Source organism: Tepidimonas sp. HKU78 (assembly GCF_049860815.1).
Classification (GTDB): Bacteria; Pseudomonadota; Gammaproteobacteria; order Burkholderiales; family Burkholderiaceae_C; genus Tepidimonas.
Genome location: NZ_CP187547.1, coordinates 1,992,162 through 2,017,479 on the forward strand (window position 1 = coordinate 1,992,162; position 25,318 = coordinate 2,017,479).

The 25,318-nt window shown below is 65.8% G+C and carries 21 protein-coding genes and 4 pseudogenes; 9 read left to right on the forward strand and 16 right to left on the reverse strand.

The genetic code is table 11. The annotated features are described in order from the left end of the window. Nucleotides 1-101 precede the first annotated feature (101 nt). Nucleotides 102-335 (reverse strand): annotated as a pseudogene (locus ACPYIS_RS09935) (group II intron reverse transcriptase/maturase); the annotation flags it as partial. A 59-nt stretch (nucleotides 336-394) separates the two neighbouring features. Between ACPYIS_RS09935 and ACPYIS_RS09940 the strand changes: the two are divergent. Next, on the forward strand, nucleotides 395-1,633 hold the full coding sequence (locus ACPYIS_RS09940; RefSeq protein WP_132963481.1) for an IS256 family transposase: 1,239 nt from the start codon (nucleotides 395-397) through the stop codon (nucleotides 1,631-1,633). Here the strand turns inward: ACPYIS_RS09940 and ltrA are convergent. Beyond that, nucleotides 1,614-2,759 carry a group II intron reverse transcriptase/maturase gene (gene ltrA / locus ACPYIS_RS09945; protein WP_425973529.1) on the reverse strand — a complete coding sequence of 382 codons (1,146 nt, stop codon included), beginning with the start codon at nucleotides 2,757-2,759 and terminating at the stop codon, nucleotides 1,614-1,616. The genes ACPYIS_RS09940 and ltrA overlap by 20 nt on opposite strands. A gap of 434 nt (nucleotides 2,760-3,193) precedes the next feature. Further along, a complete protein-coding gene (locus tag ACPYIS_RS09950) occupies nucleotides 3,194-3,409 on the reverse strand; it encodes a hypothetical protein (protein ID WP_424894621.1) in 216 nt (71 codons plus the stop codon). Between the two features lie 137 nt (nucleotides 3,410-3,546). On the opposite strand from ACPYIS_RS09950, the gene ACPYIS_RS09955 reads away from it, so the two are divergent. Next, entirely contained in the window at nucleotides 3,547-4,842 is a 1,296-nt protein-coding gene (locus ACPYIS_RS09955; RefSeq protein WP_425973530.1) for an ISL3 family transposase, read from the forward strand. 255 nt (nucleotides 4,843-5,097) lie between these two features. Next, a pseudogene (locus tag ACPYIS_RS09960) lies at nucleotides 5,098-6,057 on the forward strand (IS481 family transposase); the annotation flags it as partial. Nucleotides 6,058-6,067: 10 nt separating this feature from the next. On the opposite strand, the pseudogene ACPYIS_RS09965 reads toward ACPYIS_RS09960, so the two are convergent. Together ACPYIS_RS09965 and ACPYIS_RS09970 are read right to left on the reverse strand one after the other, a co-directional pair. Next, nucleotides 6,068-7,153 (reverse strand): annotated as a pseudogene (locus ACPYIS_RS09965) (IS3-like element ISAzo10 family transposase); the annotation flags it as partial. Between the two features lie 203 nt (nucleotides 7,154-7,356). Next, entirely contained in the window at nucleotides 7,357-7,503 is a 147-nt protein-coding gene (locus ACPYIS_RS09970) for a hypothetical protein (RefSeq protein WP_425974144.1), read from the reverse strand. Nucleotides 7,504-7,560: 57 nt separating this feature from the next. Here ACPYIS_RS09970 and ACPYIS_RS09975 point away from each other — a divergent pair. Together ACPYIS_RS09975 and ACPYIS_RS09980 are read left to right on the forward strand one after the other, a co-directional pair. Then, nucleotides 7,561-7,695 (forward strand): annotated as a pseudogene (locus tag ACPYIS_RS09975) (helix-turn-helix domain-containing protein); the annotation flags it as partial. 307 nt (nucleotides 7,696-8,002) lie between these two features. Then, nucleotides 8,003-9,499: an IS5 family transposase gene (locus ACPYIS_RS09980; RefSeq protein WP_425973531.1), complete on the forward strand. Its 1,497-nt coding sequence runs from the start codon at nucleotides 8,003-8,005 to the stop codon at nucleotides 9,497-9,499. Nucleotides 9,500-9,643: 144 nt separating this feature from the next. On the opposite strand, the gene ACPYIS_RS09985 is transcribed toward ACPYIS_RS09980, so the two are convergent. From ACPYIS_RS09985 to ACPYIS_RS10015, 7 genes are all read right to left on the reverse strand, one after another. After that, on the reverse strand, nucleotides 9,644-10,402 hold the full coding sequence (locus ACPYIS_RS09985; RefSeq protein WP_132962609.1) for a CsgG/HfaB family protein: 759 nt from the start codon (nucleotides 10,400-10,402) through the stop codon (nucleotides 9,644-9,646). A gap of 12 nt (nucleotides 10,403-10,414) precedes the next feature. After that, on the reverse strand, nucleotides 10,415-10,765 hold the full coding sequence (locus ACPYIS_RS09990) for a hypothetical protein (protein WP_299018657.1): 351 nt from the start codon (nucleotides 10,763-10,765) through the stop codon (nucleotides 10,415-10,417). 178 nt (nucleotides 10,766-10,943) lie between these two features. Then, nucleotides 10,944-11,426, reverse strand: a complete 483-nt coding sequence (locus ACPYIS_RS09995; RefSeq protein ID WP_132962607.1) for a hypothetical protein — start codon at nucleotides 11,424-11,426, stop codon at nucleotides 10,944-10,946. A 90-nt stretch (nucleotides 11,427-11,516) separates the two neighbouring features. Then, on the reverse strand, nucleotides 11,517-11,852 hold the full coding sequence (locus ACPYIS_RS10000; RefSeq protein WP_132962606.1) for a hypothetical protein: 336 nt from the start codon (nucleotides 11,850-11,852) through the stop codon (nucleotides 11,517-11,519). Nucleotides 11,853-11,924: 72 nt separating this feature from the next. Further along, nucleotides 11,925-13,169, reverse strand: a complete 1,245-nt coding sequence (locus ACPYIS_RS10005; protein WP_424859286.1) for a S8 family serine peptidase — start codon at nucleotides 13,167-13,169, stop codon at nucleotides 11,925-11,927. Next, nucleotides 13,166-13,576: a hypothetical protein gene (locus ACPYIS_RS10010; protein ID WP_424859285.1), complete on the reverse strand. Its 411-nt coding sequence runs from the start codon at nucleotides 13,574-13,576 to the stop codon at nucleotides 13,166-13,168. Before ACPYIS_RS10010 ends, ACPYIS_RS10005 begins: the two co-directional genes overlap by 4 nt. A gap of 131 nt (nucleotides 13,577-13,707) precedes the next feature. Continuing rightward, nucleotides 13,708-14,289, reverse strand: a complete 582-nt coding sequence (locus ACPYIS_RS10015; protein WP_299018638.1) for an RNA polymerase sigma factor — start codon at nucleotides 14,287-14,289, stop codon at nucleotides 13,708-13,710. A gap of 254 nt (nucleotides 14,290-14,543) precedes the next feature. On the opposite strand from ACPYIS_RS10015, the gene tadA reads away from it, so the two are divergent. Next, the gene (tadA, locus tag ACPYIS_RS10020; protein ID WP_424894622.1) at nucleotides 14,544-15,605 is read left to right on the forward strand and encodes a tRNA adenosine(34) deaminase TadA; all 1,062 of its coding nucleotides are present in this window, start codon (nucleotides 14,544-14,546) and stop codon (nucleotides 15,603-15,605) included. An 8-nt stretch (nucleotides 15,606-15,613) separates the two neighbouring features. Then, on the forward strand, nucleotides 15,614-16,534 hold the full coding sequence (locus ACPYIS_RS10025) for an LD-carboxypeptidase (RefSeq protein ID WP_424894623.1): 921 nt from the start codon (nucleotides 15,614-15,616) through the stop codon (nucleotides 16,532-16,534). A gap of 16 nt (nucleotides 16,535-16,550) precedes the next feature. On the opposite strand, the gene cphA (ACPYIS_RS10030) is transcribed toward ACPYIS_RS10025, so the two are convergent. Then, entirely contained in the window at nucleotides 16,551-19,139 is a 2,589-nt protein-coding gene (gene cphA, locus ACPYIS_RS10030) for a cyanophycin synthetase (protein ID WP_425973533.1), read from the reverse strand. Between the two features lie 19 nt (nucleotides 19,140-19,158). Continuing rightward, nucleotides 19,159-21,342 (reverse strand): cyanophycin synthetase, encoded by a 2,184-nt coding sequence (gene cphA / locus ACPYIS_RS10035; protein WP_424859281.1) that lies wholly within the window; start codon nucleotides 21,340-21,342, stop codon nucleotides 19,159-19,161. 121 nt (nucleotides 21,343-21,463) lie between these two features. On the opposite strand from cphA (ACPYIS_RS10035), the gene ACPYIS_RS10040 reads away from it, so the two are divergent. Then, on the forward strand, nucleotides 21,464-23,746 hold the full coding sequence (locus ACPYIS_RS10040; protein ID WP_299018628.1) for an ABC transporter ATP-binding protein: 2,283 nt from the start codon (nucleotides 21,464-21,466) through the stop codon (nucleotides 23,744-23,746). A gap of 4 nt (nucleotides 23,747-23,750) precedes the next feature. Further along, complete coding sequence (locus ACPYIS_RS10045; protein WP_424859280.1) at nucleotides 23,751-24,236, forward strand: DUF1854 domain-containing protein; 486 nt, start codon at nucleotides 23,751-23,753, stop codon at nucleotides 24,234-24,236. Nucleotides 24,237-24,258: 22 nt separating this feature from the next. Here ACPYIS_RS10045 and ACPYIS_RS10050 read toward each other — a convergent pair whose 3' ends face one another. Next, entirely contained in the window at nucleotides 24,259-24,519 is a 261-nt protein-coding gene (locus ACPYIS_RS10050; protein WP_424894624.1) for a cysteine-rich CWC family protein, read from the reverse strand. Beyond that, nucleotides 24,516-25,292 carry an ABC transporter ATP-binding protein gene (locus ACPYIS_RS10055; protein ID WP_424859279.1) on the reverse strand — a complete coding sequence of 259 codons (777 nt, stop codon included), beginning with the start codon at nucleotides 25,290-25,292 and terminating at the stop codon, nucleotides 24,516-24,518. Before ACPYIS_RS10055 ends, ACPYIS_RS10050 begins: the two co-directional genes overlap by 4 nt. Nucleotides 25,293-25,318 lie beyond the last annotated feature (26 nt).

The following is a 25,318-nucleotide window of genomic DNA, read 5'->3' on the forward strand; positions in this document are numbered from 1 at the left end:
ACCTACCAGCCATCGGGATAGGGGCGGTCAGGATACCTGACCGGGCCCCTCCCACACCACCCGGCATGCGGGTCCGCACCGGGCGGTTCGAGAAGTTGAGGTCATGAGAGACGGGGAACGCCAAGTTTGTCGAAGTAGGCAATGGTCAGCACCCGGTTGAGCTCGCCCGCGCTATTCCGCCACCAGCAGCGGGAATTGCCTGCCACCCGCTTTGCCACGTGTTCGGACGCGCCTAGGTTGAGCAGTTCCCGGTAGATCGTGCTACCCCGCTTCCAGTGCTTGAGGTGGATCGCCCGTAGTCGGTGGCGCAGCCATTCGTCCAGCGATCGCCAGACGCCGAGGGTGTCAGGATTTTTGTGTGAGGGGCCTACCATGACGACTTCCAGGAGCCCCCATGCCACGCAAGAAGACCACCCCCGCCGCGAAGCCGGACGCCATTCTTCCCGACGAGCTGCTTGAGAAGCTGATCCCCGGACCGATGGACGCCGCCGGCGTCGAGGCCGTGTTCCAGAAGCTGAAGAAGGCCGTGATCGAGCGCGCCTTGGGGGCTGAGCTGGGCGTGCACTTGGCCAGCCCCGAGGGCGGCTGCGGGAACCATCGCAACGGCCGCAGCGGCAAGACCGTGCTGACCGACGGCGGGCCGCTGCGGATCGAGGTGCCCCGCGACCGGGCCGGCAGCTTCGAACCGCAGCTGATCCCGAAGCATGAGCGCCGGTTTGCCGGCTTTGACGACCGGATCATCTCGATGTATGCCCGCGGCATGTCGGTGCGCGAGATTCAGGGCCATCTGGCCGAGATGTACGCCATCGAGGTGTCAGCGGAGTTCATCAGCGCCGTCACCGACGCGGTGATGGCCGAGGTGGGGGCCTGGCAGGCCCGGCCGCTGGAGCCGATGTACCCGGTGGTGTTCTTCGATGCCCTGCGGGTGAAGATCCGCGAGGACGGCGTGGTGCGCAACAAGGCGGTGTATCTGGCCTTGGGCGTGCTGCCGGACGGGACCCGCGACATTCTGGGGCTTTGGATCGAGAACACCGAAGGCGCGAAGTTCTGGATGAAGGTGTTCAACGATCTCAAGACCCGCGGGGTCACGGACCTGCTGATCGGCGTGGCCGACGGCCTGAAGGGCCTGCCGGAGGCACTGGAGGCGGTGTTTCCGGCCACGACCCTGCAGACCTGCATCGTGCACCTGATCCGCAACAGCCTCGACTATGCGAGCTGGAAGGACCGTAAGGCGCTGGCCGCGGCGATCAAGCCGATCTACACCGCACCGAGCGCGGAGGCCGCCGAGCGCGCGCTGGACGCGTTCGAGGCAGGGCCGTGGGGCCAGCGCTTCCCGACCGTGGTCGCGGCCTGGCGGCGGGCGTGGAGCCGGGTGATCCCGTTCTTCGCGTTCCCGCCCGAAGTGCGGCGGATCATCTACACCACCAACGCCATCGAGAGCGTGCATTCGCGGTTACGCAAGATCATCAAGAGCCGCGGGCACTTCCCAAGCGACGAGGCGGCCACCAAGCTGATCTGGCTGGCCTTGCGCAACATCACCGCGGACTGGAAGCGGGCGAGCAAGGAGTGGAAATCGGCGATGAACCAGTTCGCGATACTATACGGCGACCGCTTCACCCTCGCACCACGCTGAACGACACGAGGACAGATTCAGAAACCGCCCCACACACAAAAAACAGGACATCCCCCTCAATGACCTCCGCCATGCTGCGTCCGCCTGAGCGCCGGGTCAGTTGCCTCACCCGCTGCTTGAACGTCGCCATCGGCTTGTCGGCCACCCTGCGCTTGACGCCCTCCTTGCCAAACCAGAAGCTGTAGCCCAAGAACTTCCTTCCCTTGACGCTGGCCACCGCACTCTTGGCTTCATTGATCTTGAGCCTCAGCTTGCCGTAACACTTGCGCAGCAGCGCCATGACCCGTTCGCCAGCTTTCCGACTACGGACATAGACGTTGCAGTCGTCGGCATAGCGCGCAAAGCAGTGGCCGTGCTTCTCCAGTACCTTATCCACTTCGTCCAGCATCACATTCGCCAGCAGCGGCGACAGCGGCCCACCTTGCGGCGTGCCTTGATACCGCTCAAACACTACGCCATCGCTCATGATGCCGCTGTTCAGGTACGCCCGTATCAGCCGAATGATTCCAGCATCGTCGATGCGTTTGCGTAGGCGGTCGATGAGGATGTCGTGGTTGACTCGATCAAAGAATTTCTCCAGATCGACATCAACCACGATCTTCCGTCCGGACTGGATGTAGCCCTGCGCCGCCAGTATCGCGTCGTGGGCTCGTCGGCCCGGCCGGAAGCCGTAGCTGCACTCGCTGAATGTCGGGTCAAGTAGCGGTTGCAGCACTTGCAGCAGTGCTTGCTGGATCAGCCGATCCGTGACCGTCGGAATGCCGAGCTCGCGCTCGCCACCGTCCGGCTTCGGGATCGTTACCCGTCGTACCGGACTGGGCCGGTACCTCCCCTGCAGCAGTTGTTCCCGAATCAATGGCCACGCCGTCACCAGATGGCGGGCGGTCTGGTCAATGTCCAGCCCATCCACGCCGGCTGCGCCTTTGTTGGCTTTGACTCTCTTCCATGCTCGCCGCAGGTTCTCTCTCGCCAGAACCGCTTGCAGCAGTCCCGGCCCTGTGCTCTCGGTGTCCCGTCGCGGGCCGGCCGCTTCGTCGCTGACAGGTTCCCGCCCGGCTTCACCGTGCGCTACCCCCGCCCGCTCTGCTTGCGCAGACTTCTGACGCCTTGCTTCCAGCATCGACATGGTCTCAAGCACTCCTTCTCGTTCGGCCCTTCGCCCACGACTGGCAGCTACTATGGCCTCTGCTGACTTCTCGCTCCGTGTCACCACGTCGCCCTTTCAGGCATAAGGCGAGATCTCCCCGGGTAAGAACGCACTCCTTCACTGCACAACCGCCGGATTTACGCCGCTTCGCCTTGATCACGAGAGCTTCGCGGATTCATGCCCGCTCGCCCTGCTCGGCAGCGCCTTCTATCCGGTTCTTGTCCATCGGCTCGCAGTTTCGCTCCACGCTTCCTCCCCACACTCGGTCGCCCTCATGCAGTTGCGCTTCGCTTCGTTCGCTGTGATCAACTTACGGTGGGACTTTCACCCACAAGAGTGCGCCCGTGCCGGGCGCACATGAAAAACCCCGGAGCGCCTGCACGGCGCTCCGGGGTTTTTCTCCAATTTTCCCGTCAGGGTGCGGTGAACGTCAGTCCATGCTGCTTGAAGATCGCCAGCAGCTCGCCGCTGCCGCGCAGCGAATCGAGCGCCTGCTGCAGCGCCCGGCCCAGTTCATCGTTCTTTGCCTTGATGGCCATACCCACCAGCCAGCCCTGGGCGGGCAAGGTGGCCGCCCAGGCGCGCGAGCAGGCCGCGCGCCTGGCGGGGCAACTCGAAGCCCTCACCATGGTGGTCCTTCGTCATTTCGTGTGGAACCCAACAGTCACAATGACTCCTGGTCGTTGAGCCCGGTGTGCATGTGTGCAGGCCGCTGGCCGGCCTGTGCACATGTCCACGAGGCGTGTTTGATCAGGAGGATGAGTCCATGGGCATTGCCGTAGAAGCTCTGTTCACCAGCGCGCTGGGCTTGCAGCCGCCGTGGGTCGTCGATGACGTCAGGCTCGACACCACCAAGCGGCGTATCGACTTCGAGATCGGCTGCCACACCAGCAGGCTCGCCTGCCCGGCATGCGGTGCGGCCACGCAACCGGTGCACGACCGGCTGCGCCGATCCTGGCGGCACCTGGACTTCTTCCAGTTCGAGGCCTGGCTGCACTGCGACGTGCCGCGCGTGGCCTGCGGTGCCTGCGGCAAGACCACGCAGGTGGCCGTGCCCTGGGCGCGTCCGGGCTCGGGCTTCACCGCGGCGTTCGAAGCGCTGGCGCTGACCTTGTGCCTGGACCTGCCGGTGCGCCAGGCCGCCGAGTTGCTGCGCTGCAAGGACAAGCGGCTGTGGCGGCGCATCGAGTTCTACGTCGCGCAGGCGCGTGCGCTGGAAGACTTCGCCGGCGTGCGCACGGTGGGCATCGACGAGACCAGCCTGCGGCGCGGGCAGCACTACATCACCGTCGTGCACGACCTGGATCGCAAGCGGCTGCTGTTCGCCACCGAGGGGCGCGAGCACCGCACGGTGATGGAGTTCGCCGAGGATCTGAGGGCCCATGGCGGTGATCCCGCCCAGGTGCGGCACGTGTGCATGGACATGAGCGCAGCCTACGCCAAGGGCGTGGCGCTGGCGCTGCCCGAGGCGCAGATCAGCTACGACCGCTTTCACGTCGTCTCGATGGCCATCGAGGCGATGGACCAGGTGCGCCGCGCGGAGATGGCCACCGACGCGCAGGCGGTGCGAGCCGCGCTGGGCGCTGGCGGCCGCAAGACGCTCAGGCAGCTGCTGTGGGGCATGCGGCGCAACCCCAGCACCTGGAGCGCCCGCCAGCTCCAGGCGATGCACTGGCTGCAGCGCTCGACGCTCAAGAGCGCGCGGGCGTGGCGGCTGAAGATGGCGCTGCGCGCGGTGTACGCGCGGGCCACAGCGCACAACAGCATCGAACAGGCCGCATCCGACCTCAGGGCCTGGCTGAGCTGGGCGCGGCGCTGTCGGCTCGAGCCGTTCAAGAAGCTGGCCGCCACGCTCAAGGAGCGGTTCGACGCGGTGGTGCGCGGCATGGTCGATCACCGCAGCAACGCCTTCGTCGAGGCGATGAACGGGCTGCTGCAGCAGGCCAAGCGCGCCGCGCGCGGCTTCAGGACGAGCCAGAACTTCATCGCCATCGCCTACCTGCGCATGTCCAAGCTCAAGCACCTGCCGGCCAGCCCGTTCGCGCCGGCGATGCCCCAGTGACGGTGTTGCTTTCCACACGAAACGACATGGAGCCCGCTCGCGGCCCCGTGGCCCATTTGGCGAAGCCTTTTCAGGCTTTCGGGCGCACTCATCCCCGCGCTCCCATGTTCAAAAGTCGCTTGCGCACCATCCACAGGTTGGACAGCGCTGTCGGGTCCCGGATGATTGGTTGCTGCATAATCGACGAGGCCTGCTGATGGGCCGCGAGGTGCTGCGGGCCGTGATGGCAGGATCATCCGTCCGGGGAGGGGTAGCATGCTGATCACCTTGCACAAGAACGCCACCACGACGCCGGCCGTGCGCGCGGCCATCCAACAGTCCTCGGCCAGTGAGTACGAGCTGGCTCGCCAATACGGCGTGAGCCGCCAGACGATCCGGCGCTGGCGCAAGCGCGACAGCGTGCATGACGCCAGCCACACCCCGCACCGCTTGCAGACCACACTCAATGCCGCCCAGGAGGAGCTGGTGATCTACTTGCGCACGCAACTGCGGCTGTCGCTGGACGATCTGCTGGCGGTGGTGCGCGAGTTCATCGAACCTGGCATGAGCCGCTCGGCGCTGGACCGCCTGCTGCGCCGACGAGGCCATTCGCGCCTGCCGACCCCGCAGGTCCCTGCGCGCTCGCCCAAGCCCTTCAAGGCCTACGAGCCGGGCTATGTGCACCTGGACGTGAAGTGCCTGCCGCAGATGGCCGACGAGACGGCCCGGCGCTATGTGTTCGTGGCCATCGACCGGGCCACACGCTGGGTGTTCATCGCCATCAAGAGCCACAAGACGGCGGCGGCAGCCAAAGCCTTCCTCAACGCGCTGCACAAGGCCGCGCCGTTTCGTATACACACCCTGCTCACCGACAACGGCAAGGAGTTCACCGACTGCCAGTTCGGCTCCAAAGCCAAGGACGCCTCGGGGCAGCATGCGTTCGACGCCCTGTGTGAAGCCCTGGGCATTGAGCATCGCCTGACCCGCCCAAAACACCCGCAGACCAACGGCATGGTTGAACGCTTCAACGGGCGCATCGCCGACATCCTGCGCACCCATCACTTCCATTCCGGCGAAGAACTTGAGGCCACCATCCTGCGGTATGTCTGGCTGTACAATCACCAACTGCCACAGAAAGCCTTGGGGCATGTCAGCCCCATCCAGGCCATGAAACAATGGCAGCGATCACACCCCGAACTGTTCAACAGACGCGTTACCAATCAGCCGGGACACGACAGTCACGCGGCATGGCGTGAATGCCCTCGGCCAGCGCCGTGCGCTGCACGAGCCGCGCAGCGTGGTCGCAGTCGTCGTCCTCGTGCACCTCGAAGCCCACGATCTTGCGGCTGTACACGTCCATGATGAGGTACAGGAAGAACCAGCGTCCGGCGACATCCCTTGGCAGGAACGTCATGTCCCAGCACCACAGCTGTCGCGGCGCGGTGGCCACGTGAGTGGTCGGTGGCCGGCCCTTGCGTGGTGCCTTGGCGCGCCCGCGGTGACTCATTTGCCCCTGCGCACGCAGCACGCGGCGGAAGCTGGACTCGCTGGCGATGTAGACGCCCTCGTCAGCCAGCGTCGGCACGATGCGCGCCGGCGGCAGATCGGCCAAGCGCGGCTCGTTGGCCACGCTGACGATCTGCGCACGTTCGCGATCACTCAGCGCATGGGCTGGCGCCGGCCGCACGGCCTGCGGCCTGCCATCGCCCGATTCCAGGCCTTGGCCCGGCCTTCCAGCGCTGCAAGGTACGCGCGCTGATCCCCATGAGTTCGCACGCTGGCTTCAGGCGCGCACCGGCATCGCAAGCCGCTTCGATGTCTCGGGCAATTTCCTGGCGATCTTCGAGGCCGATCATTCGTCCTCGCCCTTGTTCCTGTTGAAGATCGCCTCGGCTTTTTTTGACAGCACCAGCAGCGCCGCCGCCTCGGCCAGGGCCCTGTCCTTGCGGCGTACCTCTGGCTCGAGCTCTTTGATGCGGCGCCGATCCTCCTTGGTCTGCGAGGGGCTGGCACGTACTTGCTCGGGTGCAGCCAGTGCCCGCACCGCGTTGTCTCGCCATTGCTGCAGTTGCTGCGCGTACACGCCGTTCTCGCGGCACCAGGCGCTGCGCGAGGCATCGTCCATCGCCGCGGTCGTGATCACCGCCTCCAGGCGCGCGGCAGCTGTCCACACGCGCTCCTTCGCCGGCCTGGCCAACGACTCAGCGCGCCAGCGCTCCAGCGTGTCCACGCCCACTCCGATCTCGCGCGACACCACCTGCGGTGCGGCGCTCTCCGGCGGCAGCATGCGTGCCACCGCCCGGTCCTTGAATGCTTGTCCGTATCGGGCCAACTTCTTCTCTCATCCGCGCCCCCGTGTCGATGAAACGATGGTGTGCGGGGGGCGGCGCCTTCGGCGCCGCACAGGCTGTGCATTTGTGGACGATGCGCTTCGCGCACCGGCCAGCTTGCCGTGGACAACGCATCCGCGTTGCCCACCGCGCCGGCCTTCGCCCACAAGCTCCACAGCCTCCCACCACCATCAATGAACCAGTCTCACAGCTCTGGTCCTATCGGGGCGACAAGTATTCTGACGCGGGGGGCGCCGGCGGCGTCCATCGGTCCGGGGATCAGCTTCTCAAGCAGCTCGTCGGGAAGAATGGCGTCCGGCTTCGCGGCGGGGGTGGTCTTCTTGCGTGGCATGGGGGCTCCTGGAAGTCGTCATGGTAGGCCCCTCACACAAAAATCCTGACACCCTCGGCCGTGCTCGCCGCCGTGCTGAACACCAGCCTGTCAACGGTGCAGAAGTGGGAGGTGGGTGACAAGAAGCCCAGTGGTCCGTCCTTGAAACTTCTCAACCTGATCGAACGCAAGGGGCTTGAAGCCGTGCTGTAGGCTAAACCAGATGGACGAGCCGCCCTGCGCGGGAGGGCAGGGGAGGATTCAAGTGAAGGTTGGCGGGTGCGCTTGGCAACATACAGCAGCGACAGGCATCGGCAAGGGGATGATTCGCAATGGTACTTTTGCTGGTATCCGGTTATGCCAGCAGAGTAATGTTCATACGAATCAATATCTTACGTTTCTAATTGGTCGCCCCTGAAATATTCATAACCGCATGATTTTTCTTGTGTTATTGTCTGTTTGCGAGTACAATTTCCCCCAGATTTGATGGTCTGATGCGCCGTTTTCTGGGAGTTTTGCGATGTTTGCCTGCCCCGCCACCGAGGACTTCTTCCGCGCCCGGCTCGATCAGATGATCGACCTGCGCCATCCGCTGGCGGTGTTGTCCTCACGCATGCCGTGGCAGGAGTTGGAAGCAAGGCTGTCGCACCTGTTCATGCGCAAAGCGCGCTCTGGGGTGGCCATGCCCGATCTGGACCTCTTTGGCGAATCTCCGGTGCGCGCAGCTCGGGCGTCCAACGCAGGCCGACCCCGCGTGCCGCTGCGCGTGATGATCGCGCTGCTGTATCTGAAGCACGCCTTCAACGAGTCGGACGAAGGGGTGGTGGAGCGTTGGCGCGACACGCCGCGCTGGCAGTACTTCTCGGGTCTGGCCTACTACGAGGACCGGCTGCCGTGTGACGCCACGACGCTGGTGAAGTTTCGCCGGCTGCTGGGCGAGGAGGGGGTGGAAGAACTCCTGGCGCAGACGATCAACGTGGCGGTGGAAACCGGACTCATCAAGCCGCAGGAACTCAAGCGCGTGGTGGTGGACACCACCGTACAACCCAAGGCGGTGGCGCACCCCACCGACAGCCGGTTGCTGCAGACCGCACGCACCAAGCTGGTGGAGGCGGCCAAGGCCGCCGGCATCGCCTTGAAGCAGACCTTTGCCAAGGAAGGCAAGGAGCTGGCCCGCAAGGCTGGGCGCTATGCGCACGCGCGGCAGTTTGCGCGCATGCGCCGGGTCATCAAGCGTCAGCGCACGATCGTGGCCAGGCTGCAGCGCGAGATCGAGCGCAAGGCCAGCCGCCTGGGGCAGGCCATCCAGAGCGCTCTTGGCCACACCCTCAACAAGGCGGCGCGTCTGGTGGCGCAGACTGCCAACCGAAAGACCGCCGACGGGACTCGAAAGCTCTACGCCTGGCACGCGCCGGAGGTGGAGTGCATCAACAAGGGCAAGGCCCGCTGCCCTTACGAGTTCGGCGTCAAGGTCGGCATTGCCAGCACCCTGAAGCACAGCCTCATCGTCGGAGCCCGGGCCTTCCATGGCAACCCCTACGACGGGCACACGCTGCAAGCGCAGCTGGAGCAGGCCACGATCCTGATGCAGGACAGCGGCATCAAGCCCAACACGGCCTATGCCGACTTGGGCTACCGCGGGGTGGAGGCCGACATTGCGGATGTGCGCCTGGTGCACCGCGGCAAGATCAAGCGCCTGACGCACGAGGAGCGCAGACTGCTCAAGCGCCGCCAGGCCATCGAGCCGGTCATCGGGCACTTGAAGCAGGATCACCGCATGGACAGGTGCCACCTCAAGGGCGAGCAGGGTGACCGGCTGCACGCGGTGCTGTGCGCGGCGGGCTACAACATCCGCTGGCTGCTGCGCATGATCGCCAACAAGGGCGTGCCCTTCTTGAGGCGAGCTTTTTTGCGCCTCATTGCGGCCGTGCGCCTCATCGGCCGGTGGCTCGCCCAGCGGCGGCCAACCGAGACCAGTGGCGCCAACCCTGCCCAGCTGCGGCTAAGGGCGGCGTGAAAATGAATTTTTCAGGGACGACTAATTGATGAGTGAGTGGGAGTGAGTAAAGGCAATTGCCGGGCATGTGCGATTCGGGTATCTGGTCGTCGCCGATAGAAAACCGGAAGCGCAGAGCACGGCAACAAACAAAAGCGGGGGGCGTTACTGAGGCCCTTGTAGCCGTCCGCCTTGCCCTGCGCCGCCGCGGGTTTGCTGGGGTTTATATTGACGAGCGGCCTGAACCAGTTTGTTGTAGGCGTCGAGGAAGGCGGCGGCGACAATCTTTCCCTGCGGCGTGCTCGCATAGGCGTTGACCCCGGCCACCAGGCCGCCGAGGATGCCAATGCCCGCTCCCAGGTTGTAATTCTTGGCGCTGCCTTGGGCCGCCACGATTTGCGCGCCACTGGCGTTGTCGATGAGACGCAATGTGGTGGAGGCGCCCAGGGCTTGAACTTGCGCTGATGTATCGAGGTTGCTGCCGCGCCGGCCGAACAAACCACCCAGGCCCGTACTCAAGCCAAATCCCGAGGGCTCTGCAAAGGTTACCGTTGGCACCATCGTGTAATCGGCCGCCAGCATTTTGCGATTCGCCGCACCGGCTTGTCCGGTGAGCCCTGCCTCTTTGAGCTGCCGCTCCAGGTCGATCTGGTTGTATGCGCGCCCGCGCTCGACCACGATGAAGCAGTTGGACTGCTGCACCAGCATTTGCACGATGGGCACATACGGATCATCCGCCGCTTCAGCAAAACCGACGGTGCCCAAGGGTTCCGTACAACGCTCGAGTTGCTCGGTTGCCGCAACCGCCTGTTGGCCGCTCGCCGCGCCTTTGGCGATCGGGTCATCTCCGCCCAGGATGGGCGCAGTGGAACAGCCTGTCAGAATAGCCGCGCAGGCAAGGTACAGCGAAGCCCCTTTCCGCATCGTTGCGCCCCCTTAAAACTGATACACGACCCAAGGCGACATCGCGCCACCCTGTTGCACCATGAAGCGGAATTTCTCCCCGGGACTGACCGGGATGAAGGTTTTGCTCTTGGTCACGGTAATGACTGCCCCCGTGTTGGCCGGCGGCTTACAGTAGAACCTGTCGATGTAGGTGGTCGGCCCCCAGCCGCTCGCGATCTGCTTCTGATAGTAGGAAGTCAGCATCACGTTGTTGGACGTGCACTGGATTTGCCCTGTGATGGTCGGGGTGCCGGGAACTGGGCCGCTGTGGGTGATAGAGACGATGGTCGGCACCGCCTGTGCTTGCGCTGCAGCAGCACAGAGCAATGTCCCGATGATCATAGGCGGAGCTCGGTGTTTGAATTGGACTCGATTCATGACGCGATCTCCTCTCTTTCTTGGTCAACCCGCCAAAAGCGGGATTCTTGATTTGTTAAACTTTCCGTGCAGCCCATTTGAACCGCACGGAATCCTGATCTACGGTTATGCGAGCACGGATCCTCGGTGAAAGATGGCCGAATTAATCTTTTGGAAACTCGCAGCGCCAGCACACCTTAGGAGATGGGTCGAGGTCAACTATCTTCTGACCAGGCGGGCATCGGTAATTGGCAGGGGGCTTGCCGACGTAGCACTGGCCGACCGGGTCCCAAGAATTACCCGGGTTCCCGCCTATGTTGATATGGCCTACCCCTGTTGGGGGTTTTATTGCCGATTCGCCCGCGTTAGCGTTACTGCCCATAGTCGGGGTCACCTTTTTGTCCTCGATCGGCGGCGCAACAGGCGGTGAACTCTTGGTTTTGATCGTCAGCCGGTCTGTCGGCCTGCCTGGCACAGCGCCGGTCGTTTCGTCTTCGGTTTCTCCTTTGAGTGTCGGCTTGACCGGCACAGTGTGGGTCGGCGTAGATGTCGGTTGGCCGCCGCCGGCGTTCTCGGCCGCATGAACGGCACCCGCCAACAGCGCAACAGTGATGGCGCTGGCGATGAGTTTAGGCTGCATTTTCATGATGATCTCCTTTTCGGTTGGGTTTGAATCGAATCGGCAGCCGGCGTCGCCGGACTCCCGATACTGAGTCGGAGGTTTGCCGCGAATTCTTCAATCGTGTGGCACCGGTTTTGGTGTCCGCGGCAAAGTGCCGCAGGGTGGGCATTCGCCCGGTGCTTGATGGGCGTCCCGAGCATGTGCGGAGGTGGGTTTGGCGATCACCATGCCGCGCCGGATGTCCTTTTTCTCGATGCCGCGCGCCCCGGCGTCGGGTGCGATGGCGCCGGTGGCGTCGCCCGTTCCCGCTCCGCCGGGTGCGGTCCGCGCCGCGTCGGCCTTGGTCAGCTTGGCACCACTGGCGATGGCGGCGTCGCGTTCAGCAGCGTGCGCGGCGGACAGGGTCACGCCGAGGATGAGGGTTGCGGTCAGAAGACGGAAGACAGTCATGTTGGGGCTCCTCAGGTTGATGGGGTACCTCTGAGTCGGCAGTTCCGACACTTTTCTTCAATGGTGCTCTCACTAGGGCGACCAACGCAGCAGCCCGCAGCCTGTGGCGTCGTCACGCCCAGCGGGCGGCTGGTCCTGAGCCGTCGCGCACAAGGCAGCAGCATCGGCGGGCTGGCCGCGTGCGAGCCGCTGTGCGATCCAAGCTGCGGCGAACGGCGCGGCATATGAAGTGCCGGTGAAATACCGGCCACCACCGACAGGGAGCCACAGATCCACGCCAGGCGCAGCGACGAGGATGGCCTGGCCGCGACTCCCCTGCGGCCAGGGTTGGGCAGCGGCATCGACGGCGGCCACGGCAACGACGCCAGGGTGCGCTGCCGGCAGGGGCACGGTGCCATTGGGTCCGCCATTGCCTGCAGCAGCGACGAAAGCCCGCACCTTCGGCAGCACGCGGTCGAGCACGCGGGTGAGGACAGGATTGGGGGGTGTGCCGAGACTTGTGAGGATGACTTCGGCGCGGCGCTTGACCAGCCCATCGAGCGCGCGGGCCAATGTCACCAAGTCGCTGCGTTCATGGCCATTCTGGTGTGGCGAAAGAATGGCCGCCCACACCAACTCGGCACCCCGCGCCAGACCGGGGAAGCCCGTCTCGGGCCGGCAAGCCAGTTCACAGGCGATGGCGCTGGCGTGCGGACTTTGACCGGTGTCCGTAAAGCGCTGCAGATCGAACGACGCCGCGTCCAAGGGGGCGTTGGCGTCGGGTGCGCCATCGATGACACCGATGCGCACGGGTTGAGGCAAGCGCTGCACGGCCGTTGCGCGAACCAGTTCGTGCGCGTACTGCCGGCCTGCCGCGCCCGGGCTGGCTGCTGTGTGCTCGGTCTGGAGCGTATCGACGTAGCTGTTGCGTGCGAAGGAAATTTGGGGAAAAGACTGGCGGGCCTGTGCCAGGAGCTTGTCTGCATCCTCTTCGTCCACCGCAAACAGGACGAGCCGCAACCCGAGCGAGGACAGCGGATGGTCTGCCAAGACCCGAGCTTGCATGGCCCGCGCAACTTCTTCCGGCGCGAGCGCGACTTCGTCTTCAGCCCAAACGGCGACGACTTGGCCCGCGACGACGTTCGAGACCGTGTCGGACGTAGCACGCCCGAGCAACGCGGCGACGCCGCTGACGAGACTTCTCAGGTCGACTTGGATGCCAATGCCGACACCCGCTGAACCACCGCGCGAGGGCTGGCCTTTCGGCGGCTCGACCTGCCCGATCGCGGTTCCGCAAAGACTCGCCCCCAACAGGAGCGCGGTGACGACCCGTTTCATCGCGAGACACTTTCGACAATCGGCAGGGCGCGCAAAACCTTTTCTGCTTCGTCGGCGCTGGATGCGGGCACAGCGATGGTCCAGACGCCCAGACGCCCTGGGCCCGCGATGATCTCGGCGTCGATGGGCGACAGCGCCGCCCGCACCTGCGCGAGGGTGGCCTGATCGGAGAACACCACTTGGAGCCGCACGCGTGCGGCGGCCTTGGCGGTGCTTTCTTCGGCGCCCAAAGGCACTACGGCCGTATCGGCACGCCAGGGCTCGGGAGCGACGACGGTCATGAGGATCGCGGCCGTTGCAGCACCCATGCCATAGGCCATCAGCGCCCACCACCATGGCCTTCGCCCTTGGGAGCGGCGGTTTTGGGCACGATCCCATTCGCGCTCCGCGTCGATCCGGGCGGCCACGCGTTGCCAGTTACGCTCGTGATCGAACGGGGGTGCCGCGACTTCGAGCTGCTGCCGAATGCGATCGAGCCACTGGATTTCTCCGGGACTGGCGCTGGGCCGCTCACCCGTGGGTTGAGAGGGAGTGTTCGTCATAACACTGAGTCGGCTTTTGGGCTGGCTTTCTTCAATCCGAGGGCTTCGGTCAGGCACAGCTTCAGCTTGCGCTTGGCGTGATGAATTCGTGTGGCGACGGTGTTGTCCGGCACCCCTTGGAGCTGGGCGATTTGCTGCAAAGACAGACCTTCGAGCAGGAACAGGTGCAAACTCTCCCGCTGGGGGACGGGCAAAGCCTGCATGCACCGATCGACCATTTCCCAAGTCTGGTGCTCGGCCAACCATTCAAATGGCGTGGGGCCGGGATCGACCAGGGTATCGGTGAGCGCGTCTTCGATGGCCTCCTCCGCGCGTGCACCTCGGGCACGCAGGAGGTCCAGGGCCTTGTGGCGGACGATGCCCAAAATCCAGGTTCGCACGCTGGAGCGGTTGGCGAACTTCGAGGCCGATCGCCAAACCTCGTAAAACGCCTCGGCCACGGCATCGTCGGCGTCCGCCGGGTTTCCAAGCAGGCGCAGTGCAAACGTATATGCCGCACGGGCATGTCGCTCATGCAGGCTTCGCAAAGCGTGGCTATCGCCCTTGGCGCAGGCCGCAACGATGGCGTGGTCGTCCATGGGATGGCGCAGGGTTTCGATGACTGCTCCAGAGTCTAGGCGGACATGCGCTCGTGGTGCAAGAGGAACAAGGGCTTTGCTGGGAGGCGGCCGCGTCAAGATCGTGGCGCAGCAGTCCAGCAAGGCCCGGGTGACGCGGGGCAAGTCGCGCTGGCAGTCATGACTTGAAAGGCCTTTTACAATCCCCCAGCGTTGCAGAGAACGCTTGGCTGCCACAGCCCAGCACCAAACCGCCCCCGACACGAAAGCAGTGCATGGAGCAGGGTGCCATCGTCGAAACCGACGACAAGTACATGGCCGAAGCGCTCGCGCTGGCACGGCAGGCGGCCGGGGCGGGCGAGGTGCCGGTGGGCGCCGTCGTGGTCTGCGACGGGCGCATCGTCGGGCGCGGTCACAACCGCTCGATCACCGCCCATGACCCGACGGCGCATGCCGAGGTCGTCGCACTGCGCGAGGCGGCGCAGACACTGGGCAACTATCGACTGGAGGGTTGCACCCTATACGTGACGGTGGAGCCGTGCGCGATGTGCGCGCAGGCAGCGCTGCACGCGCGCTTGGCGCGCGTGGTGTATGGGGCGCCCGAGCCCCGCATGGGCGCGGCGGGGTCGGTGGTCGATCTGTTTGCGCAGCCCGCGCTCAACGCGCATACGGCAGTGCTCGCCGGCGTGCGGGCAGATGAAGCGGCGTCGTTGATGCGCGAGTTTTTCGTCCGGCGCCGCGCCGAGCAGCGCGCGCAAGCGCAGCCGCTGCGCGACGATGCGCTGCGCGCGCCAGCGCAGGCGTTCGAGGCCATCTGGGCGCAAGCCGCCCGTTGGGGGATTTCCCCGCAGCATTCGCATGCGCGGCAAGACTTGCCTGAGCTGGAGGGCCTGCGCCTGCATTGGCTGGATGTGGGGCCCGCAGAAGCGACGCCGCCCTGGGTCTGTCTGCACGGCCCACGCGGCTGGTGGCCGCAGTGGCTGCCCTGGGTGACGGCGCGGTTGCAGGCGGGCGAGCGCGTGTTGATGCCAGATCTGATCGGCTTTGGTCAGAGCGACAAACCCAAAAAAGCATCGTGGCACTCGCCCGAGCGTCATGCCGAGATTCTGCGGGCCTGGTTGGACGCGCTGGATGTGTCTGACTGTCGGCTGGCGTGGGCGCCTGGGGCGCAATGGCTGCTGCCTGCCTTGTACGCCGTGCTGGGGGCGCGGATCCGGGCCACGCTGTCAGCGGCAGACGCGGACTTGTTGCCCGAGCAGCCCGAGTGGGTCGATGCGCCATTTCCAGACCCGGGGCACCGCGCAGGACAGCGGGCCTGGGCCGCAGCGGCCCGATAATGGTGCCCATGCCACGTGTGTACCTCTACTCTCCCAGCGGGGCAGTGCAGGATTGCGCTGCGTTCCGGCGCGCCGTGCGCCGCTTGCAGGCCGCCGGCTACGAGGTCGAGATCGACCCAGACGCCCTGTCGCGCCATCAGCGCTTTGCGGGGGACGACGCGACCCGCTTGGCGGCGATCGAGCGCGCGGCGGCCAGCGGGGCCGATGTGGCGTTGACCACCCGTGGCGGGTACGGCTTGACGCGGCTACTCACGCGCTTGTCCTACGACGCGATCGACAGCGCCGCCCAACGCGGGATGGCCTGGGTAGGGCTGAGCGACTTCACGGCGTTTCATCTGGCGGTACTGGCCCAGCGTGGTACGGTCACTTGGGCAGGCCCCGCGCTGATGGAGGACTGGACAGACGAGCCGCTCGATGAGATCACCACTGCCTGCTTCGACGATTTGGTGCAGGGTGTGGGGGAGGGCAGCGGCTGGCGGCTGCCCTCGGGCGACGTGCGCGCGCATCCTGCGCTGGCCGACGGTTGGCGGGTAGAAAACGCCACCCTTTGGGGCGGCAACCTGTCGATACTGACGGGGCTGGTCGGCACGCCTTACCTGCCCGAGGTGGAGGGCGGGCTGCTGTTTCTGGAAGACGTGGGCGAGCACCCTTACCGGGTCGAGCGGATGTTGACGCAGTTGCTGCTGGCTGGCGTGTTGCCGCGCCAGCGCGCCATCTTGCTGGGGGCGTTCAACCGCTATACCCTCACGCCGCACGACCGCGGCTTTCGCCTCGAGAGCGTGGTCGCGTGGTTGCGTACACAGTTACCGGGCGTGCCGGTGCTCACCGGGTTGCCGTTCGGGCATGTGCCTACCAAGGTCGTGCTGCCGGTGGGACGGCGCGTCGATCTCCTCGTGGAGGGCCGCGACGCGCTGCTGTTTTGGGGCTGATTCAGACGGGACTGGCTCACGCAGTGGCGGGCTGCTCGCTCTCCGCCACGCGGCGCGCGATGTGCGCCAGCGCCTCCTCCACTTGATCGACCAGGATCAGGCACAGATCGCCAGGCTGCAGGCGGGCCAGCGCGATGTCGATGGCAGCGAACTCACCCCGTACCGCGGTTTGCCACCGGGTCTTGGTGGCATTGCGCAGGCCTTGCTCGAGCAGCGCGATCACCTCGCCATCGGCGCGGCCGCGCTGGCAGGCGTCCTCGAACAGCACGACCTCGTCGAAAACCTCGCCGATCAGCCTCGCTTGCGCCACGATGTCCTGGTCGCGCCGGTCACCCGCCGCACTGATGACGACCACCCGCTTGCCCGCCGGCAGCCGCTGCGCCGCCTGACACAACGCCGCGATCGCATCGGGGTTGTGCCCGTAGTCGGCGATGACCGTGGCCCCGCGGTAGGCGAAGCGGTTGAACCGCCCGGGCACCGTGGCCGCATCGGACGTGAAGCTCTCCAGCCCTCGCACGATGGCATCCCACGGCACGCCCACGGCCCAGGCCGCGGCGATCGCAGCCATGGTGTTGTCGACCTGGAAGGCCAGCGCCCCCCCCTCGGTCAGCGGGATTTGCGCCAGCGGGATGCGCACTTGCCATTGGCCCTCGGCAGCGACGATGTTGTCACCGTCGACGAACACGACACGCCGCCCCAGGGCCCGATGCGTCGCAATGACTGGATGGTGCGCCGATGGGCCAAAGTAGGTCACCTGCCCGGGACAGAAATCGGCCATGGCGACACAGTGGGGATCCGCCGCGTTGAGCACGGCCGTGCCATGATCGGCCACGTTCTGCACGATGACGCGCTTGAGAACCGAGAGGTCTTCGACGGTGGTGATGTAGTGGAGACCGAGGTGGTCGCCCGTGCCGATGTTGGTGACGATGGCGACCTGACAACGATCGAACGCCAGTCCCTCACGCAAAATGCCGCCACGCGCGGTCTCCAATACGGCCGCGTCCACGTCCGGATGGGCCAGCACGCGGCGGGCGCTCTTGGGGCCGCTGCAATCGCCGCTGTCGATTTGTCGGCCGTTGACATAGACGCCGTTGGTGTCGGTAAAGCCCACGCGCCAACCGCGCTGGCGCAGCAGGTGCGCCGTCAGGCGCACCGTGGTGGTTTTGCCGTTGGTACCCGTGACGGCGATGACGGGGATGCGCCCGTCCTCACCCGGCGTAAACATGTGGTCGATGATGGCCTGCCCGACGTTGCGCCCCTTGCCATAAGAGGGGCTCAAGTGCATGCGCAGACCCGGGGCGGCGTTGACCTCGACGATCCCCCCGCTTTGCGCTTCCAGCGGCTCGACCACGCTTTGGCACACCACGTCCACCCCGCACACGTCCAACCCGACGGTCACCGCCGCGGCCACGGCGCGCTGGGCCACCAGCGGATCGACCTCGTCCGTTACATCAGTCGCCGTCCCTCCGGTGGAGAGGTTGGCGTTGTTACGCAGCACGACGCGCATGCCGCGGGGTGGGACGTCGTCGGGCGTCAAGCCCTGCTGTGCCAGCCGTTCCAACGCAATGTCGTCGAGCCGGATGCGCGTCAGCGGTGTGGCGTGGCCGTCGCCGCGCCGGGGATCGGCGTTGACGGCGTCCACCAGTTGGCGTACGGTATGCACGCCATCGCCCACCACCAACGGGGGATCGCGCCGCGCCGCGGCCACCAGTTTGCGCCCGACGACCAGCAGCCGAAAGTCGATGCCGGGCAGATAGCGCTCGACCATGACCTCGCTGCCGTAGCGGCTGGCGACTTCGTACGCGGCCATCACCTGTTCGCGTGTGCGGATGTTGACGGTGACACCCTTGCCTTGATTACCATCGCGCGGCTTGACGACGACGGCACCGCCCAGCTCTTGCGCGGCGCGCCAGGCATCCTCGGCGTCGCGCACGGGGCGCCCGAGCGGCACCGGCACGCCCGCTGCGTGCAGCAATTGCTTGGTCAGCTCTTTATCTTGGGCGATCGATTCGGCGATGGCGCTGGTGGTGTCGCACTCGGCCGCTTGGATGCGCCGCTGTTTGCTGCCCCAGCCAAACTGCACCAAACTGCCGCTGGTTAGGCGCCGGTACGGAATGCCACGGGCGACCGCGGCCTCGACGATCGCGCCGGTCGAGGGCCCCAGGCGCAAATCCTCGTCCAGTTCCTTGAGCTCAGCAATGGTGCTGGCGACATCGAAGGGTTGATCGTCACCGGCGGCTTGCAGCAACGCCAGCGCCCGATCGAAAGCGAGCCGCCCCACGTCTTCGACGCTGTACTCGACCACGACCTGATAGGCGCCGGGGTCGGCTGCGGCGACCGTGCGGCTGAAGCTGACAGGGCAACCCGCATGGGTTTGCAGGGCCAGGACAGTGATTTCCAGCGCATGCGCCATCGACAGCACGCCCTCAGCCGTTGGCTCGGGCAGCATGCCCAGTTCGGGAAACCGCTGCCGCAGTCGCTCCTCGAAACCCGGCATGCGCCGCAAGTCCACCTCGTCGGGGGTGCATTGCACGGTGGCTTCGATGGCCGTGTAGCGGCTCCAGAGGTTGGGGCCCCGCAGGGCCCGCAAACGGGTGACGTTCATGGTGGCGATGCAGCGTTGGTTAGATATCCGTCAGCAGCGTGCGGAGGGTGGTGGTGGCGGTTTCCATACCTGCGCGAATCAAGCCCGGTGACAGGCCCAGCGCAACCCCCGCGCCGATGGCCGCCAGCAACGTGGGCAGCTCGATGTGCTGCAACAGGGCCACGATGCCCGGGTGATCGAGGTCGAGCGTGCCGGTGGCGCCGCTGGCCTGTATCAACACCACCTGGCGTCCGTCGACGGTGACGAAGCGCCGGCCATCGGCGACATGGGCTTCGCGCCGGGCATGGCGCGGATCGGTGCTGTACAGCAGTACGTCGCCATCGCACAGCTCGGCCAAACCCGCACTGACCTCGCAGTCGGCATTGAGCACGGCGCAGCCCTGCGGCAGCACCACGTCGACCTGCGTGCGCAACACCTTGCGCAGGTGCTCGCGTGTGGTGATGTAGTGGTCTTCCAGTCCCACGGGATCGGGTACATCGGTGACGATGCCGACCTGGCAGCGGTCATAGGGCAAGCCCTCGTCCAGCATGGTGCGTGGCGAGCTCTCGATGACGGCCGCATCGACGCTGCGATTCATCAAGATGCGCTGGCCCGCCTCCCAGTCCGACGGCGGGCTGGCGTCGATGGGCTGCATCTGTAAGTAGAGCCGTCCGCCGCATGAAACGCCCACCGTGTGGTCTGACAGCTGCAACAACAGCCCCACCAGCAACGCCAGTGGCGCGGTCTCGCGCGTCCCCGTAATGCCCACCACCGGAATGCGGCCGTTGTCTCGTCCGGGAAACAAATGCGCGACGATGGCCTCGCCCACGGGACGAGGCTGCCCGCGTGCAGGCTTGAGGTGTGGCAGCAGGCCAGGGCCAGCATTGACCTCGACGATGGCGCCACCCTGCGCGGCCAGGGGCTGGCCGATGTCCTCCACCACCAGGTCGATGCCGGCGATATCCAGCCCCACGATGCGCGCCGCCAGCGCGGCCAGCTCGGCCACGTCTGGGTGGACTTGGTCGGTCACGTCATCGGTGAGCAACCCCGTGCGTTGCACCAGCACCTCACGCCCTGCCTCGGGCACGCTGTCGGGCGTCAAGCCTTGGCGACGCAGCTCCAGCATCACGTCGCGGTTCTCCGGCAGGCGGATGGTGTCGAGCGGAAACTCTTCTTCCTCACCACGGCGCGGGTCGCTGTTGATGTCGCGCTCGATGAGCTCGCGCACGGTATGCACCCCGTCGCCGATGATCACCGCGCGCTCACCGCGAGAAGCCGCCACAACCCGGCTGCCGATGACCAACACGCGGTGCTCGTGGCCTCGGATGAAGCGCTCGACCATCACCTCGGAGCCTTCGCGTTGCGCCAGCGTGTAGGCCGCCTCGATCTCCTCGCGCGTGCGCACGTCCAGCGACACCCCTCGCGCATGGTTGGCGTCGACCGGTTTCACGACCACGGGCAGGCCAATCTCCAGCGCGGCTTCCCACGCGTCCTCGGCGCAGGTGACGACGCGGCCCTCCGGGACCGGAACGCCGCACTCGGCCAACAGCCGCTTGGTGAGGTCCTTGTCGCGCGAGATCGTCTCGGCGATGGCGCTCGTGCGATCGGTCTCCGCGGTCCAAATACGGCGTTGGTTGACGCCGTAACCCAGTTGCACCAGGTTGCCCTCGGTCAGACGGATATGGGGGATGCGGCGCGCCGTCGCGGCATCGACGATGGCGGCCGTGCTGGGGCCCAGCGCATGGCGGTCGATCAGCGCCTTGAGGCCTTTGACGGCGGCGGGCACATCGAACGGGCGGTCCTCGATCGCCGCCATGAGCAGATCACGCGCATCCAACAGCGCTTGGCGCGCGACGTGCTCCTCGCGGGCGCGGATGACCAGCTTGTATACACCCCGCTCGTCGGTCGAGCGAGTTTGACCAAAACTGGTGGACATACCCGCCAGGTTGAGCAGCTCGATGGCGACGTGCTCCATGATGTGCCCGGGCCAGGTCCCCTCGCGTAGCCGCTGCAAAAAACCGCCGCGCTCGCCCACGCCGCAGTGGTGTTCCACCAGTCCCGGCAGCCAATCGGTCAGTCGTTCATACAGGCCGGGAATGGTGTTGGAGGGGTGGTCTTCGAGTTCGCCGATGTCGATCAGGGCCTCGATCGCTGGACGGTAGGTCCAGAGGTTGGGGCCGCGCAAGTAGTGCATGCGGCGGATCTGGATGGTCGAGTGCGGCATGGGATGCGAAGAGCGTGGAGATGACAGCCGTAGAATGCGCGATTTTCGAACGGGATGCTTGGATGACGCAACGTGGTATTGTGAACCGAGCCATCCCCCAGCTTCGAAACGAAATTGCAACATGTCGTATCCGAGTCCACCTGTGCCCGGGTTGTCAGGGCTGCCTGCCGTCTGGCGCGAAGCCGTGAGGGCCACCGCGGGTAGGGGCGAGGACCATACCGTCTGGTTGTTGACCGACCTTGATGAGCAGCTGCGTTTTCGTGAAGGGCTGCTGTGGATTGCAGGGCGTCAATTGTGCTGGGTGGCAACGCCACAGGCAGCGGTTCAAAGCTGGTCGATAGAGCCCGGTCTGTCCCTGTGGAGCCACGACCACAACGGCGTGGCCACGCTGGAGCTGATGCGTGAGGGGAGGGCGGGCGATGAGCCGCAGCGGCTGGCGGTGTGGCGCTACACCCTGGGGCGGCAGCTGGCAGCGCAACGCCTGATCGAGCGCTTCGAGGCGCTGCGCGACAGCCCAGAGGGCGCGACACCCCCGATGGCTCCCGCCGCGCTGCACTGCCCGGTGTGCCACGCGCCGATGGAGCCGGAGGACGACGAGTGCGCGGTGTGTGCGCAGGTGGTACACACACCGCCGTCGACGCGGACGCTGTTGCGCTTGTGGCGCTTTGCGCGCCCCTATCGCTGGCAGCTGCTGGCGGGCTTTCTGCTCACGCTGGCGTCCACGGCGGCCAGTTTGGTGGCGCCGTACCTGACCATCCCGTTGATGGACGACGTGCTGATTCCATACCAAAACGGCACGCCGGTCGACTGGACTTTGGTCGCTTGGCTGCTGAGCGGGCTGCTGGCCGCCTCGCTGCTGGCGTGGGGGCTGGGTTGGGCCAAGACGTATATCCTGGCGCTGGTATCGGAGCGCATCGGTGCCGATCTGCGCACCACGACCTACGAGCACCTGCTGGGCCTGTCGCTGGAGTACTTCGGCAACCGCCGCACCGGTGACCTGATGGCGCGCATCGGCTCGGAGACGGATCGCATCAACATCTTTCTGTCCCTGCACCTGCTGGACTTCGCCACCGACGTGATCATGATCGCGATGACGGCGGTGATTTTGTTTTCCATCAGCCCCACACTGGCGCTGGCCACGCTGCTGCCGCTGCCGCTGATCGGCTGGCTCATTCATGTCGTGCGTGACCGGCTGCGCACCGGCTTCGAGAAGATCGACCGCGTCTGGGCCGAGGTCACCAATGTGCTGGCCGACACGATTCCGGGCATCCGTGTCGTCAAAGCCTTTGCCCAGGAGGGGCGCGAGGCACAACGCTTTCGCGACGCCAACCGGCACAACCTGGAGGTCAACGACCGGCTCAACCGGCTGTGGTCGCTGTTTTCACCCACAGTGTCGCTGCTGACCGAGATCGGCCTGCTGGTGGTGTGGGGCTTTGGCATCTGGCTGGTGGCGCGGGGTTCGGTGACGGTGGGGGTACTGACGGCGTTTCTGGCCTACATCGGGCGTTTTTACACGCGGCTCGACTCGATGAGCCGCATCGTCTCGGTCACGCAAAAAGCGGCGGCGGGCGCCAAGCGCATCTTCGACATCTTGGATCACGTCTCGAGTGTGCCCGAACCGGCCCAGCCGGTGTCGCTGCCGTCGGTGCAGGGGCGCATCGAGCTGCGCGGGGTCGGCTTTCGCTATGGCAACCGCGCCGTCATCCAGGGGCTCGACCTGGAGGTGCGGCCGGGCGAGATGATCGGCCTGGTCGGCCACAGCGGCTCGGGCAAGAGTACGTTGGTGAACCTCATCTGCCGCTTCTACGACGTGGCCGAAGGGCAAATCCTGGTCGATGGCGTGGACATCCGGCAGTTGCGCGTGGCGGACTATCGGCGCCACATCGGGCTGGTGCTGCAAGAGCCGTTCTTGTTCTTTGGCACGATCGCGGAAAACATCGCCTACGGCAAGCCCGACGCCACACGCGAGGAGATCATCGCCGCCGCCCGCGCTGCCCATGCGCACGAGTTCATTTTGCGCTTGCCCCAAGGCTATGACTCACTCGTGGGCGAGCGCGGGCAAGGCCTGTCGGGCGGCGAGCGCCAGCGCATCAGCATCGCGCGCGCACTGCTGATCGACCCGCGCATTCTGATTCTGGACGAAGCCACCTCTAGCGTGGACACCGAGACCGAAAAAGAAATCCAGAAGGCGCTGGACAATTTGGTGCGCGGGCGCACGACGATCGCCATCGCGCACCGCCTGTCCACCCTGCGCCGCGCCGATCGGTTGGTGGTGATGGACAAGGGCCGCAAAGTGGAAGAGGGCACCCACGACGAGCTGATGGCGCGCCAGGGGGCCTATTGGCGGCTGTACCAGGCGCAGGCGCGCCAGGCGGAAGCCGAACGCGACTGGCTGCGGGAGTAAACCCATGACGACGACCCCATCCCCAACGAGCCAGCCCGTATTGCGGCGCAATGCCGCCGGCCGGCTGGAATGGCGCGACCCCAGCGGCCAATGGGTCAGCGGCGTGGTCGCCGTGCGGGCGTTTCCGATTCAAGCGCCGCGGCACCACATTGCGCTCATGGGCCCCGACGGCCGTGAGGTGGCCTTCATCGACAGCCTGGACACGCTCGATGCGGCGACGCGAGCGCTCGTCGAGCAAGCACTCCAAGAGCGCGAATTCACCCCCGTCATCCAGCGGCTGCTGGAGGTCAGCAGCTTTGCCACCCCGAGCACCTGGACCGTGCAGACCGACCGCGGCGTGACGCGCTTTGTGCTCAAAGGCGAAGAGGATATCCGACGACTGTCCCGCGACGTCTTGCTGATCCAGGACAGCCATGGGGTGCAGTATCTGATTCGCCGCCCGCAGGAGCTGGACCGGCACAGCCGGCGGTTGCTCGACCGCTTTTTATGAGTCATCCCGTGGCGCGCGCCCCTCATCCCCGGCGCTCGCCGTCGGCGCCAGACATTGCGGTGCCGACACACGCGGCACAGACACAAGCCTTGCCGCGCGCGGCGGCGGGAATGCGCGCGAGCAGCTCGGCGCTGAAGGTGGCGCGGGTGCACCAGCAGGGCGGCTGCGGCTCACCGCTTGTGCGTTCCCGCACCATTGCACAGCCGTTGGGCTGGCCGCATCGGGGGCAGCGGGAAGGATCAGGAACGCAACCCTCAGATCCCATCCCAAGGTCTCGCGTCATTTCAAGTTGCCGCTGAGGAACTGCTGCAGCCGCTCACTGCGCGGCGAGGTCAACACCTGCTTGGGGTCGCCTTCCTCTTCGATGCGCCCTTGGTGCAAAAAGACGACGTGGTTGGAGACCTCACGCGCAAAGCCCATTTCGTGCGTCACGACGACCATGGTGCGGTGCTCCTCGGCCAGGCCCTGCATCACGCGCAGCACCTCTTGCACCAGCTCCGGGTCGAGCGCGCTGGTGGGTTCGTCGAACAGCATCACCTCAGGTTCGACCGCCAGCGCCCGGGCAATGGCCACACGCTGCTGCTGCCCGCCGCTCATGTGCGCGGGATAGCGGTCTTCCACGCCGTTGAGACCCACCCGCTCGAGATACTTGCGCGCGTTGGCCACCGCCTGATCGCGCGGCACCTTGAGCACATGCACCGGCACCTCGATGATGTTTTGCAGCACGGTCATGTGACTCCAGAGGTTGAAGTTCTGGAACACCATGGCCAGCCGGGTACGCAGCCGCTGCAGTTGGACAGGATCGGCCGCCTGTAACTCGCCGTCCGCCGCGGGCTTGAGGCGTAGCTCCTCGCCCGCGACGACGATGCGCCCCGCATGGGGCTTTTCCAGCAGGTTGATGCAGCGCAAAAAGGTGCTCTTGCCAGACCCGGAGCTGCCAATGATGCTGATGACGTCGCCGGCGCGCGCCGTCAGCGACACCCCTTTGAGCACCTCGTGGCTGCCATAGCGCTTGTGGATATCTTCGACCTGGAGTTTGATGGGGGCGTTGCTCATGGAAATCGTTCGATCGTGGGTCGTCG